The following is a 13,476-nucleotide window of genomic DNA, read 5'->3' as shown; positions in this document are numbered from 1 at the left end:
GAACGATGAGCGTCGAGCTTGCTCAGATGGAGTAGATCGGCTGGCCCTTGCCATCCGAAAGATGGATGACCGCCCACTCCTGCGGTTTCTGATCGCGCGGAAGCAGAGCGCCGGCCGCGCGCACGCGCTGCTGGTTCGAATCGATGGCCGGCGGATCGGTGTCGATCTGCAAGGCGGTGGCCGCTTCATAGAGCATGCGTCGAGCCATGACGATGGCGCGATCCGTCGGCAGCAGCTTCTCCCTGCTGTGGTCCTGAATGGGACCCATGCTTTCCTGCAGTGAGGCATCCTGCATCGCGAAGCCGAACACGCCCGAGTACGCGCGCTTGTCCTTCTGAGCCTGGCGGTCGATCAGATAGTCGTTGTCCTTGTTCGCCTTCGGACGGAACGTGCCCGGCTCGTATTCGCAGTGAATGCCCTTGCCCGCGTTCAGGTCGTTCATCTCTTCCTCGGACAGCGCGCGATCCGGACGGAAGTTGATGCTCCATGCCCAGCACGTGTGATCGTCTATCGGCACCCAGACGTGGCCGGCCAGGGAGTGATCGCCGAACGGGGGAATGAGCGTGTACCACGGAAAGAGGTACTGCGTGATGCGCCAGTAGTAGGATTCCGGTTCGCCATTGCGACGCCCGAAGAGCGTGAGGCCGAACGGCTGCTTCTCGATTTCGAAGATGACGTTGCCGTCCGCCTTGATGTATTCGAGCGCCTTGGTGCCCTGATGCATCGGGTCTTCGTCGACTTCGTAGCGATGCACGTACGAGACGTGACTGGTATCGATGCCGCCTTCCATCGCCTGAAGATAATTCGACTCCTGCAGACGTTTGGACACGAACACCTGGTCCGCCGGCAGGTTGCACCATTCGAGGTCGGGCGGCGCCGGCTGCTTGTCCTTCGGACCCATGTATGCCCACACGATGCCTGCGCGCTCGATACACGGATACGCCGTGATGCTCATGTGCTTGCACGCCTGCGGCGCCGACGGCACATCGACGCAGTTGCCGTTCCGATCGAACTTGAGGCCGTGATACGAGCACCGGATGCCGTTTTCCTCGTTGCGCCCGAAATACAGCGACACGCCGCGATGTGAACAGAACTCGTCGATCAGCGCCGCATTGCCGTCTGAATCCCGGAATGCCAGCAGCTTTTCTCCGAGGATTTGCACGCGCACCGGCGCGCAATCCGGCTCGGCGATTTCGCTCGCCAACAGAATCGGCACCCAATAGCGCCGCATGAGATTGCCCATCGCCGTGGCGGGCCCGGTGCGCACCAGCGTTTCCGACATGTTCTTGTCCATGCTCAAACTCCAGATCAGATGTGAGATTGTCCGCCTGATGAAACTGTGATTTCATTCTACGGACAACGCGCGAGAAGTTCAAGCGTTGGGAAATAGGGGATTTCTCTACAATGGCGCTGACGGCGCGAGTCCGAAAAGACGACAAGGGACAGGAAAAAAATGGAAGAAAAGAAGGCGCACGAAAGCGTTCGTGCGGTGGAGCGGGCGTTGGAGATACTGTTGGCGTTCCGGCCGGGAGACAAATCGCTGACCGTCGCGGAGTTGCTCACGCGAGTGAATCTGAGCCGTCCGACGTTGTATCGGCTGTTGAATACGCTGGAGCAGGCCGGCTTTCTGGCATCGTCGGGGGAACCTCAGCGCTTCCGGCTCGGAAGCTCGGTCGCCCAGCTCGCACATGTCTGGCTGAGCGACCATAGAATCGCCGAGCTCGCGCAGCCGGTGCTACGAAGTCTCTGGGAGGCCACGTCCGAAACCGTCGCGCTCTTCGTTCCAGACGATACGTATCGGCTTTGCGTCGCGGAACTGGAGAGCAATCAGCCGCTTAGCTTTCGACGCGGCATCGGCTATCGCGAGAAGCTCGTGCGCGGAGCGAGCGGCCGCACCATTCTTTCGCAGATGCAGCTCACGCCCGACGAATTGCGGCGCTATCTCGTCGATCCAGATGAAGATATGGCAGCGATGCTGAGCGACATCGAACGAATTCGCGCACAGGGCTTCGGCACGAGTCATCACGAATTGATCGAAGGGGCGGTGGCCGTCGCAGCGCCTTTCTTCAACGGCGCCAATCAGGTAGCCGGTTCGCTATGTATTTTTGGTCCGAGCGTCCGGGTTACGAAACAACGAGTTGAACAATTCGCAGAACTGCTCAGACAGGCATCAGTAAGGCTTTCTCGTCTGCTGGGACAACAAGGGCCTTCGTTGTAGGTCAGCGAGCACCATCGCGGATACTTAGCTAATCGACGGCACATCGCGACCCTGAACCGCCTTTAGAGTCAGCGCGATGTCAACGGCCGCTTCAAGTAAGGACTGGACACGCGAATGTCAATTTGACGGTCCGAGCGGGTGCCCTTTCGTGACCGGTTACGTCGTTGCGATCTCCCCGCTAACCCGCCAGACAACACTCAATCTCATAGCCTTGCTAAACCGAGTGCGGTCTCCAAAAAACGCTTGACCGATGGTGCGTTCTCGCGCGCCCTGTAGGCAACGGCAAGTTCCGCTTGCTCAGGGTAACCCGCGATCGGGCGGAATACGATGTCCGCTGGTGCAAACGCTTTCATCGATTGGGGAACCAGCACTACGCCGTAGCCCGCTGCCGCCATGCACAGCGCTGTCATGAAATCAGCGACGCGCTGGCGCGGCGCAGCATCGAATCCGCCAAGACGGCCGAGACTCGACAAATTCTCCGCGAAGCCTTCGCTTTCGCTGAATTGTGGCACGATAAAGGCCGCATCGCGCAATGCGCTCGGACGAATCGTTGCCGATTGGCTCAGCGGATGATCCGCCGCCAGTGCGATCATCAATTGCTCACGCATTAACACTGTTGCCGCCACACCGTCGGGGTAACGGGAGCGCGAACGCAGCAAACCTACGTCGAGTCGGCCGTCGTGCAGGCTTTCGAGTTGGCGGGGTGTTTCCATCGCCATGATGTCCATTTCGACCTTAGGGCAACCGGCACGGAAACGCTTGAGTGTCGCCGGAAGCAAACCCGTGGACACCGCGGAGCCGACATAGCCGAGCGAAACATTCCCGGCCTCACCACGTGCCGCGAGCCGGCCTACAGCTTCCGCGCGTTCGAGCTGACGCAGCGCGAGCAACGCCTCCTGCAGAAAAACTTCGCCGGCATTCGTCAGCGTAACCGCTGCACGCTTGTTGCGGTTCAACAGCCGTACGCCGAGCGTGGTTTCGAGTTTTCTGAGCTGATCGCTCAGCACGGACTGCGCGATGTTCAGTCGATCAGCCGTGCGCGCGAAATGCAGATCCTCAGCCAGCGATACGAAAACCTTCAACTGACGGCTGTCCATTTATTCGCTCTTCCCGATTAAAAATCTCACTTTAGCCAGTTTAATCGAACACCATAACAGCGTGAAATATCGACACCCATCAAACGGAGTCGAATATGAACGCACCTGTCGAAGGCAACGTTACCCAGCCCCTATTCAGCATTCACGCGCATCCACAGCACGATCGCCTGCGCCGCATCGAACTCGATCGAACTGCGCTCGAGCGGTTTTTCGAAGCCGTGAAGAACGTCGACGTGCAGAACCTGCAATACGTGCCCTACATGCGCTTCATGCTGGCGCACGAACTGAACCGCGTGCTCGGCGACGAGTTCGGCGCACTGCTCACGCAGATTGTCCGCGACCGCACTAGCGGCGGCTTTACGCTCGGCGTGCAAGGCACCACATCCGATAGCGATGATTACGTGCGCTTCGGCACCGCCGTCGCGCATCTGATCGGCCCGAGCAATCACGATGCGATGTCGGGCACCTACTACGCCCGCTTTCTCGTCAAGGACACCGACGCCAGCGACTCGTATCTGCGCCAAGCCTACCGCCTGTTCTCGCTCCACACCGACGGGACCTACGTCGAAGAAGCAACGCACTGGTTGCTGATGATGAAGTTCGACGAAACCAACGCGACCGGCGGCGAGTCGCGCCTGCTGCATCTCGACGACTGGGCCGAACGCGACGATTTCGCGCTCGATCCGATGGGCGCATTGCCCTTCGTCTTCAAGGCGCCCGGTTCGAAGAACGTGAGCAGCGCTGTCGAACGTCCGCTGTTCTTCCAATCGGCGTTCGGTCTGTCGATGTCGTTCATCGACCAGTTCGTGCAACCGCGCACACTCGACGAAGCGCGCTATCTGCACGCGATGTCGAATTCGATGGAGACCTCGCCGGCGACGGAGGAAATCAGCTTGCCCGTGGGCGAACTGATCGTCGCCAACAACTATTTCTGGTTGCATGGACGTGCACCGTTCGAGAAGCATCCGGAACTCCACCGGGAACTGATGCGTCAGCGCGGAGTGTTCGCGCAATGAACGCTCATGTCTCCCTGCGAAATGCCGATGCGGACGTGATCGTAATCGGCGGCGGCATCATCGGCGCCTCGACCTCGATGCAGTTGACTGAGCGGTATCCGTCGCTCAAGGTGCTCGTGCTCGAAAAAGAAGATGCGCTCGCCGTGCATCAGTCAGGGCACAACAGCGGCGTGATTCACGCGGGCGTCTACTATGCGCCCGGCAGTCTGAAGGCGGATTTCTGCCGACGTGGAGCGGCCGCGACCTACGCGTTTTCTCGGCGCCACGACATTCGATTCGAGCAGTGCGGCAAGCTGATCGTCGCGACCAATGCGATCGAAGTGCAGCGTCTCAAAGACCTGTTCGAGCGATGCAGGCAGAACCAACTCCGGCCGCAGTGGCTCGATCGCAATGAACTGACGCGCGAGGAGCCGCGTATTGTCGGCGAAGCGGCGATGCGCGTGGCATCGAGCGGAATCGCCGATTACCCGTCCGTAACCCGCGCGATGGCGAGCGTGGCGCACGAAAACGGCGCCACCCTGCTCCTGTGTCAGGAGGTGATCGGCATGAGCGAAGACGAGAACGGCGTCACCGTGACGACCAAGCAAGCGCGTTTTCGCGCCAAGCACGCCATCGTCTGCGCGGGCCTGATGGCGGATCGGTTCGCGCGCATGTGCAAGCTCGACGTGGACTTTCGCATCGTACCGTTTCGCGGCGAATATTACCGTCTGCCCGCGTCGAAAAACGATATCGTGCGGCATCTGATCTATCCGGTGCCGGACCCCGCGCTGCCGTTTCTCGGCGTGCATCTGACGCGCATGATCGGCGGGTATGTGACTGTCGGCCCGAACGCAGTGCTTGCAATGGCGCGTGAAGGATACCGCTGGCGCGATATCGACTTCGGCGATCTGGCGGAGATGGCTACGTTCGGCGGCTTCTGGAAAATGCTCAAAACGTATGGTCCGTCCGGCCTGTCCGAGGTGCGCAACTCGCTCTGGAAAAGCGGCTATCTCGCGCTGTGCCAGAAGTATTGCCCCGAGCTCTCCATCGACGATCTCGAACCGTATCCCGCCGGCGTGCGCGCGCAGGCGGTGTCGTCGAATGGCGCATTGATCCATGATTTCCTAATTCGTCCGTCGAAACGCAGCCTGCATGTGTGCAACGCGCCCTCGCCTGCGGCGACCTCGGCGCTACCTATCGGCGAATATCTCGTCGATGCTTTCTCGAAGGCGTTCGGTGTACAGCCTCACTCAGATTTATTTATGTCGACATAAATAAATAAAGACGCTATGCTGAAGTAAATCCAAGAACGATGGAGACACGCAAGATGATGAAGATTGAAAAACTCACCGCCTGCATCGGCGCGGAGGTGTCGGGCGTCGACCTGGGCGAGGTGTCACGCGACGACTCGCTTTTTGCGGAGGTCAGGACGGTGCTGTTGCAGCATCGCGTGCTGTTTTTCCGCGATCAGGACATTTCGCGTGCGGAACACGTCGCCTTCGCACGCCGCTTCGGCGACCTCGAGGATCATCCGGTGGCGGGAAGCGATCCGGAGCATCCGGGCCTCGTGCGCATCTACCGCTCCGAAGCGAAAAACCCCTACGAAAACAACTATCACACCGATGGGTTGTGGCGGCCGGAACCGTCGATGGGGGCTGTGTTGCGCTGCATAGAGTGTCCCGAAACGGGCGGCGATACGATCTGGGTAAATATGGTCGAGGCCTACCGGCAATTGCCGGACGACGTCAAGCGGCGAATCGAAGGGTTAAGAGCGAAGAGCAGCATCGAACATTCGTTCGGTGCGGCAATGGAACCGGACGAACGCAGAAAGCTCGCGGCGCAGAATCCGGATGTCGAGCATCCCGTTGTGCGCACGCATCCGGAAACCGGCGAAAAGATCCTTTATGTAGGTAGTTTCACCACGCACTTCGTCAACTATCACACGCCGGACAACGTTCGCTACGGACTCGACAAGACACCCGGCGCGAGCCTCCTGCTCAACTATCTGCAAAGCCAGGCGTTGATTCCGGAGTATCAGGTGCGTTTCAGATGGAAGCCGAACAGCATCGCCGTCTGGGACAACCGCTCGACACAGCATTATGCGGTGATGGACTACTGGCCTGCACCGCGCAAGATGGAGCGCGCGGGGATCGTGGGAGACCGTCCTTACTGATCTATTTATTAAGGATGACGACACGCTTCAAGAGCCGTGTCGATCGCCTACCGCAGTTCGCTCAACAGTTCTTCCGCACGAGGCCATTCACCATGTCCGGACGCAGGATTCAGGTGCCCTGCCGCGCCCAGTTCGAGGAAGCGGCTTCCCCATGCCTGCGCGAAATCGCGCGCGCGCTCGATGCGCGTGAGCGGATCGTTACTGCTCGCCGCGACGATACTCGGGAACGGCAGGATTGCACGCGGGATCGGCAGCCATCCATGCTCGCTCAATGCGTCGATGGTCGGATAACCCGCGGGCATCGGTGTTTCCAGATCGGCGGGCGCCGCGAGCAAGGCGCCGCGAATCATCGACGAATCGTGACGACTAACCCAATGCGCGAGCATCATCACGCCCGCGCTGTGCGCGACGACGATCACCGGACCGTCGATCGACTGGATTGCGCGCGCGATCGCCACCACGCGCGCGGTGCAACCGAGCTTGTTGTGTTCGAGCGGCTCGACGGTATGAACCCGCGGCAGCTTCGCCGCAAGGAGGGTTTGCCAATGGTCCGCAACGTGGTCCCGCAGACCTGGAACGATAAGCACGGTAATCGATTCTGTCATGTCCTGAGTCGGCAAATAGGGATTGAAATGCACGCTCAGTGTGAGCGAGCCGGGCTTGGCGCGCTTGACGATGAACGTCACGGCGTTATCCACTAACGACAACGATTTTACTTTCAACATGTCATCCCTCGTTCGCGCCGCTTGCCTAACCAACTACCGTGAGGTGGCACGTGCTTCGGCACTCGACCCCGTGCGCATGCTGCTCGATGCCGCACTCAGACCCTCCGTGCTCGACGATCCCGATGTCTTGATTCCTGTCGAACGTGTCGGTCAATTGCTCCAGGCCTCCGCGACGTTATCCGGAAACGAGAGCTTTGGCTTGCGCATGGCCGAAACGCGCTGGTTGTCCAACCTAGGTGCAGTGGGTCTGCTCGTGCGGGATCAACCGACGCTGCGCGATTCGCTTGGCATGTTGATGCGCTATCAACCGGTTCTCAACGATGCACTCTCGTTGACAATCGAAGAATGCGACGGGCTCGTCATCGTTCGCGAATCCGTCAGGGCGGGCAATGCGCATCAATCGACACGTCAGCGTATCGAACTCGCGCTCGGCGTGATGGTGCGCCTGATTCGCCAACTCATCCGCGACGACTGGCGTCCGCGGCGAGTGTGCTTCGAACATACTGCGCCGCGCGATGCACGCACACATCTGCGCTTTTTCGGGCCTTGTGTCGAATTCGAATGTGATTTCAATGCGATCATTTTTTCGAAGGCCGATCTGGATGCACGCAATCCATTGGCCGACGTCGCAATGGCGCGCTACGCGCAACAACTGGTCGACGCATCGATCCGTTCGCACGCGACCACGCTCGAAGCCGTGCAGCGGACCATTTTGCAACTGCTGCCGAGTGGACGATGCAGCATCGAGCAAGTCGCCGAGCATATGGGCATGGTGTGCCGCACGGTGCAACGGCGGCTCGCCGATCAAGGCCACAGCTTCTCGACCATTCTGAACGACGTGCGCCGCGAACTGACGACGCGGCATGTGATCGAAGGTGATCGTCCTTTGACGGAGGTGTCGGCGCTGCTCGGCTTTGCGTCACCGAGCGCGTTTTCGCGCTGGTATCACTCGCAATTCGGATGCAGCGCGAAGGAAAGTCGCGCACGGCGTCGCGCCGTGCGTCGACACTGATATCACGGTACGAGAACCGTGGAACCCACCGTCTTGCGCGCTTCGAGCGCGCGATGCGCGTCGGCGGCTTCGGCGAGTGCGAACATCTGACCCGGTTCGCTCTTGATCTTTCCGGCAAGCACGAGATCGAACAGCTCACGCGCCATCGACAGCATGTGCGAACGCGGCGTCGCGTAATGGATCATCGCTGGGCGCGTCACCCACAGCGAACCTTTGCGCGCCAGCACGCGCGTATCGATCTGTACGGGACCCGACGACGTTCCGTTGCTTACGAGCGTGCCACGCACCCGAAGACTGTCGATCGAGGCGTCCAATGTGTCCTTGCCGACCGAATCGAACACCACATCCACGCCCTTCCCATCCGTCAGTTCGCGCACCCGCTCCGCGATATTTTCGCGCGACGTCACGATGGTATGCATGCAGCCGTTCGCCATGGCGATCTCGGCCTTCTCGTCGGTGCTGACGGTGCCGATCATGGTGACGCCCAGCGCGCGCGCCCACTGACATGCGATCAGACCAACACCGCCCGCCGCCGCGTGATAAAGAATCGTCTCGTGTCCCTTGAGCGGATAGACCTGACGAAACAGATATTGCGCCGTCATGCCCTTCATGATGAGTGTCGCAGCCGTCTTGTCGCTGACGCCATCGGGCAGCGGAATCAGCACGTCGGCAGGCATCACGCGCACATCGGAATACGCGCCCTGCGGTCCGAGCAAATAGCCGACGCGGTCGCCCACCTTGATATCGCCCACGCCCTCGCCGACGGCTTCGACCACGCCTACGGCATCGGAACCGAGACCATTCGGCAGCGACAGCGGATATTGTCCGGTACGGAAATAGATGTCGATGAAATTGACCGCAACGTACGTATGCCGCACGCGCGCTTCGCCAAGGCCGGGTTCACCTACTTGAACGCTTTCCAGACGCAGCACGTCGGGGCCGCCGGTTTCACTGAAGCGAATTGCTTTTGCCATGTTGAAGAGTCCTTGATGATGAAGCGGACGGGTCGCGCCGCGAGCGTCCTCTCATGAAACATAACGTTAATATTGTTTTATGCCGACATTAATATATCGATGAGCCTTCTGCCTCGGCGGTATTTTGTGGCCGCGATCAGAATGTCTGACGAATGCCGAGTTCGAAGCCCATTTGATTCGATCCGCCAAACGGGGCAGCCGGGACAGCCGTGCCCGCCGATACGGAGTAGATCGCGTTCCTGCCGTGGTTCTTCATATAACCCGCGACGCCGTACACGGACGTACGTTTGCTCAGGTAGTAATTGGCGCGGAGCACGGCGAGCGTGCCGTCTGCTTGGTCTGTGGCGTTGCCGATATGGGAAACCTGCGCATCGAACTGCCACACGCCGTACAACGCCGATGCACCAAGCCATTCGATATCCGTCTTGACCGATCGCACGTCGCCATGCAGCAGGCGATGAATCCAGCCCGCACCAAGGCGCACCGGCCCGAGGGCGAGATGGCCATTCACCTGATAGCGGCGGTCCGTGTCGCCGGAATTGGTGAACGCGACGCCCGGCGCGCCCGGCACCACGGCATTGGACGCGGAGCCTGGTCCGCCACGCAATTCTTCGTATGAGGTTGCAACACCCCAGTTGCTCGCGTCGTACTTGATCATTGCGGACAGACCGCGGCATGCGACCGCGTCGCCTGCGACCTGCCCTCCGCAACTCACGGTCGTGGAGGAATCGCGCCCGAACGAATAGGTCGCGCCCAAGGTAAAACCATAAAACGTGCCCGTATAGGAGACGGCGTTATCGAAGCGATCCGCGAGCAGCGCGCTGTCGAGCGATCCCAGGCTGCCGATCCCTGCCGCGCCTACGATATTCGCATCGATCATCGCCCAGGTCATCATGCTGTATTGGCGGCCAAAAGTGAGCTGTCCCCAATCGTTCTTCAGACCGACATAAGCCTGACGCCCGAAGAGCCGGCTCGCCTGCTGGAAGGCGCCGTTAGAGACGGAAAAGCCGTTCTCCAGCGTAAAAATTGCCTTGAGCCCGCCGCCGAGATCTTCCGATCCCTTGAAACCCCAGCGCGAAGGAACATCCCCGCCGCCGATCACCGGCATACGTGCGACCGCGCCGCCGCTTGGTGTGGCGTGCGTCAGGTATTCGACGCCCGTATCGACGATCCCATACAGCGTGACCGAGCTCTGCGCGAATGCCGGCGCGCAGGCCAGCGGCGCAAGCACAAAAATCGCAAATCGTGCACTCCTCATTTCGTCTCCGTTTGGTTCGCATCGGCTTTATTGAAGGCAAACCTCCCTGACTCGATATTTTTTATTTGCATACCGAATTTTTCTATCGATAGGATGATCCGACTGCGTAACCGCGATGCTCCATGCGGGGACAAATGACGGAGAATCGCGACTATCAGTGCGTCATCAAGACGACCATCATTCGAAAACGACCCGAGATAAACCCTGGGCCTACAAGCGTTCGAATATCGCCGCGACCCCTTGCCCGCCGCCTACGCACATCGTCACGAGCGCGTATCGGCCTGCGATACGCTGCAGCTCATAAATTGCTTTGGTGACGAGAACCGCGCCAGAACAGCCGATAGGATGCCCTAGCGCGAGCGCACCGCCGTTCGGGTTAGTCTTTTGCGGATCGAGTTCGAGGCCGCGCGTCACGGCTATCGCCTGTGCAGCGAATGCTTCGTTGCTTTCGATCACATCCATCTGACCGAGCGACAAACTCGCTTTTTTCAGCGCTTGTTTCGTCGCGGGAATCGGTCCTTCACCCATGATTTCGTTCGACACGCCCACGACCGCATACGACACGAGCCGCGCCATCGGCACATGCCCCGCCGACCTTGCGACAGCGCCATCGGCCAGCACTAGAAAGGCCGCACCATCGTTGAGGCCCGACGCGCTGCCGGCCGTGACCGAGCCGTCCTTTTTGAAGGCAGGCGCGAGCTTCGCGAGCGACTCCATCGTCGTTTCAGGCTTCACATGTTCGTCGGTATCGAAAACCACTTCGCCGGTACGCTTCTGCGTGACGATCGGCACGATCTGCGATGCGAAGCGCCCTTCCGCAATCGCCTGCGCCGCCCGCCGATGCGACTCCACCGCGAACGCATCTTGCTCGTCGCGGGTGATATTCCACTTGCAGACGAGATTCTCCGCAGTCACGCCCATATGTCCCGCACCAAACGGATCGGTCAGCGTTGCAAGCATCATGTCGATGAGTTTCGCATCGCCCATACGCACGCCGTTACGCAACGATGCAAGCAGATGCCCGCTGCGGCTCATCACCTCCACACCTCCGCCCACGCCATACTCGCAATCGCCCAGCCTGATGTTCTGGGCGGTCGTCAAAATGGACTGCAACCCCGACGCACACAGTCGATTCACGGACATTGCCGCGCTTCGCATAGGCAATCCGGCCTGAACTGCAGCGGCGCGGGCCACGTAGGCAAAGCGGCCGTCAGTCGGGATCGTGTTGCCGACGATCACGTGCTCGATCGCCTGCGGATCCACGCCTGAACGCGAGATCGCTTCCGTCATGACCCTTCCTGCGAGATCCACCGGGTCAAACCCGGCCAGCGCACCACCGAAGGTTCCGATTGCGGAGCGCACCGCGCTCAATACCACTACTTCACGTCTGCTCAGCATGACCTGCCTCATCGAACTAAAAACAGTCACTCGGTGAAGCCAGTCTAGAGTCGTGCCTTGTTTTCGACTTGACCGATGGGGTCATCCACTAAACATTTCCTGACAGCGCGGGTTAACGCTGAACGGAGTCGACATGGCATCAAATGTGAAGTGTCTGGCGCGACTCGCGAAGTGACCGGATTCGATGCGCGTTAGATTCGGATTCAGCGTCGGCACCGACGCGTATTCTAGGAGACAACGACGCATGCACTTGAGTCCCGATCTTCAATCGGCCATCCATCGCGATCGCTACGTGACGGGCCGCCGCGAAGCGTGGTTCGCGTTCGCCATGACTTTCGCGCTCATGTTGTTCGACTTCATCGACCGGCAAGTAATCGTCTCGCTCTTTCCGCATATCAAGAGCGAATGGAACCTCAGCGACAAGCAACTCGGTTCGCTGGTGTCGATCGTTTCGGTGGTGGTCGCGGCCGGCGGCATTCCGGTTGCGCTGATAGCGGATCGCACTGGCCGGGTGAAAAGCATTGTTGCGATGGCGATAGCGTGGAGCCTCGCGACGATTTCGTGCATGTTCACCGGCAACTACGGTCAGTTGTTCGCGGCGCGCGCAGTCGTGGGACTCGGGGAAACGGGTTATGGCTCGGTGGGCGCGGCACTCATTGCGACGCTGTTCCCGCAGCGGCTGCGCAGCGCGGCGCTCGGCGTGTTTTTTGCCGCACCGACGCTCGGCTCCGTTCTAGGCGTGTTTCCCGGCGGCATGATCGCGGCGCACTGGGGCTGGAAAGCTGCATTCGGCGTAGTCGGCGTACCCGGGTTGTTGCTCGCGCTGATCTATCTGCGCGTACGTGACTACAATACGGTCACGTTGATATTCGAGAAGCCGCGAACCGGTGGCATGCTCGCGCATATCTTCAAGACCATGCTGCGCACGCGCACCTTGCTGTTCGTTTGTGCAGGCGCGGCCGCGCAATTAATTACCATCTCCGCGCTGTGGGCGTGGCTTCCCAGTTATCTGAATCGCTATCACGGCATGAACGTCGAAGCAGCGGCAAAAGCGGCCGCCGGCGTCGTGCTGGTCAGCGCGCTGAGTTGCACTTTCTGGGGCATCACGGTCGGGCGTCTCACGCAACGCACGCCACGCAACAAGCTGCCTGCTTTGTCGATGTTGTGCGTGACAACCTGCGCGATTTTCATCGTGGCGTTCGGCGGTTCCTTTATCGGCGGTGCGCAATTCATCCTGATCGTGATCGGCGCTTTCTTCATGAACTGTACGGTCGGTATCGTGGCGGGCGTCGCAATGGACGTCGTCCATCCCGGCATGCGCTCGACCGGCGCAGCAGTTATGTCGCTATTTCAGAACATGTTCGGACTGGCGGTCGGACCGTTTCTCGCAGGGGTGTTGTCCGATCGATGGGGTTTGCAGCACGCACTGGCGCTCACGCCGCTGTGCAGCCTTCTGGCGGCCCTGTTCTTCGTAGTTGCGATGCAAAGCTATGATCGCGATGTTTTGCGTATCGTTGCGGCTGAAGAAAACCTTGCACCAATCGCGACGGACGATCGCTTGTCGGAAACCGAAGGCGTAACATCGGCCTAGCTATCGCACTCGCGGGCGGAGAGTACGCCAACCGG

General features: G+C 60.0%; 12 protein-coding genes. 6 read left to right on the top strand and 6 right to left on the bottom strand.

Features of this window, described 5'->3' with window-relative positions:
* Positions 1–22 precede the first annotated feature (22 nt).
* Positions 23–1,294 (bottom strand): aromatic ring-hydroxylating dioxygenase subunit alpha, encoded by a 1,272-nt coding sequence (locus NOV72_RS09510; protein WP_106854324.1) that lies wholly within the window; start codon positions 1,292–1,294, stop codon positions 23–25.
* A 159-nt stretch (positions 1,295–1,453) separates the two neighbouring features.
* Here NOV72_RS09510 and NOV72_RS09505 point away from each other — a divergent pair, with 159 nt between their 5' ends.
* Positions 1,454–2,218 carry an IclR family transcriptional regulator gene (locus tag NOV72_RS09505; protein WP_106854323.1) on the top strand — a complete coding sequence of 255 codons (765 nt, stop codon included), beginning with the start codon at positions 1,454–1,456 and terminating at the stop codon, positions 2,216–2,218.
* A gap of 203 nt (positions 2,219–2,421) precedes the next feature.
* On the opposite strand, the gene NOV72_RS09500 is transcribed toward NOV72_RS09505, so the two are convergent.
* Positions 2,422–3,315, bottom strand: a complete 894-nt coding sequence (locus NOV72_RS09500; RefSeq protein WP_106854322.1) for a LysR substrate-binding domain-containing protein — start codon at positions 3,313–3,315, stop codon at positions 2,422–2,424.
* Between the two features lie 95 nt (positions 3,316–3,410).
* Here NOV72_RS09500 and glaH point away from each other — a divergent pair, with 95 nt between their 5' ends.
* Genes glaH through NOV72_RS09485 form a run of 3 tightly spaced genes read left to right on the top strand, consistent with a single transcriptional unit; the run spans position 3,411 to position 6,483 of the window.
* Positions 3,411–4,331 (top strand): glutarate dioxygenase GlaH, encoded by a 921-nt coding sequence (gene glaH / locus NOV72_RS09495; RefSeq protein ID WP_106854321.1) that lies wholly within the window; start codon positions 3,411–3,413, stop codon positions 4,329–4,331.
* The gene (gene lhgO, locus NOV72_RS09490) at positions 4,328–5,584 is read left to right on the top strand and encodes an L-2-hydroxyglutarate oxidase (protein ID WP_106854320.1); all 1,257 of its coding nucleotides are present in this window, start codon (positions 4,328–4,330) and stop codon (positions 5,582–5,584) included. Before glaH ends, lhgO begins: the two co-directional genes overlap by 4 nt.
* 56 nt (positions 5,585–5,640) lie before the next feature.
* Positions 5,641–6,483, top strand: coding sequence for a TauD/TfdA dioxygenase family protein (locus NOV72_RS09485; RefSeq protein WP_106854374.1), 843 nt, complete (start codon positions 5,641–5,643; stop codon positions 6,481–6,483).
* A 47-nt stretch (positions 6,484–6,530) separates the two neighbouring features.
* Here NOV72_RS09485 and NOV72_RS09480 read toward each other — a convergent pair whose 3' ends face one another.
* Positions 6,531–7,088 (bottom strand): RBBP9/YdeN family alpha/beta hydrolase, encoded by a 558-nt coding sequence (locus NOV72_RS09480; RefSeq protein ID WP_106854373.1) that lies wholly within the window; start codon positions 7,086–7,088, stop codon positions 6,531–6,533.
* A gap of 118 nt (positions 7,089–7,206) precedes the next feature.
* Here NOV72_RS09480 and NOV72_RS09475 point away from each other — a divergent pair, with 118 nt between their 5' ends.
* Positions 7,207–8,220, top strand: a complete 1,014-nt coding sequence (locus NOV72_RS09475) for an AraC family transcriptional regulator (protein ID WP_106854319.1) — start codon at positions 7,207–7,209, stop codon at positions 8,218–8,220.
* A 2-nt stretch (positions 8,221–8,222) separates the two neighbouring features.
* Here NOV72_RS09475 and NOV72_RS09470 read toward each other — a convergent pair whose 3' ends face one another.
* From NOV72_RS09470 to bktB, 3 genes are all read right to left on the bottom strand, one after another.
* Complete coding sequence (locus NOV72_RS09470; protein ID WP_106854318.1) at positions 8,223–9,194, bottom strand: quinone oxidoreductase family protein; 972 nt, start codon at positions 9,192–9,194, stop codon at positions 8,223–8,225.
* A 136-nt stretch (positions 9,195–9,330) separates the two neighbouring features.
* The gene (locus tag NOV72_RS09465; RefSeq protein ID WP_106854317.1) at positions 9,331–10,452 is read right to left on the bottom strand and encodes a porin; all 1,122 of its coding nucleotides are present in this window, start codon (positions 10,450–10,452) and stop codon (positions 9,331–9,333) included.
* A gap of 210 nt (positions 10,453–10,662) precedes the next feature.
* Positions 10,663–11,850: a beta-ketothiolase BktB gene (bktB, locus tag NOV72_RS09460; RefSeq protein WP_106854316.1), complete on the bottom strand. Its 1,188-nt coding sequence runs from the start codon at positions 11,848–11,850 to the stop codon at positions 10,663–10,665.
* Positions 11,851–12,094: 244 nt separating this feature from the next.
* On the opposite strand from bktB, the gene NOV72_RS09455 reads away from it, so the two are divergent.
* The gene (locus tag NOV72_RS09455) at positions 12,095–13,441 is read left to right on the top strand and encodes an MFS transporter (RefSeq protein ID WP_106854315.1); all 1,347 of its coding nucleotides are present in this window, start codon (positions 12,095–12,097) and stop codon (positions 13,439–13,441) included.
* Positions 13,442–13,476: the final 35 nt, after the last annotated feature.

The organism is Caballeronia novacaledonica (assembly GCF_900258035.1).
Lineage (GTDB): Bacteria > Pseudomonadota > Gammaproteobacteria > Burkholderiales > Burkholderiaceae > Caballeronia > Caballeronia novacaledonica.
Note: the sequence above shows the minus strand (reverse complement) of the source record. Positions and strands in the feature narration are given on the sequence as shown.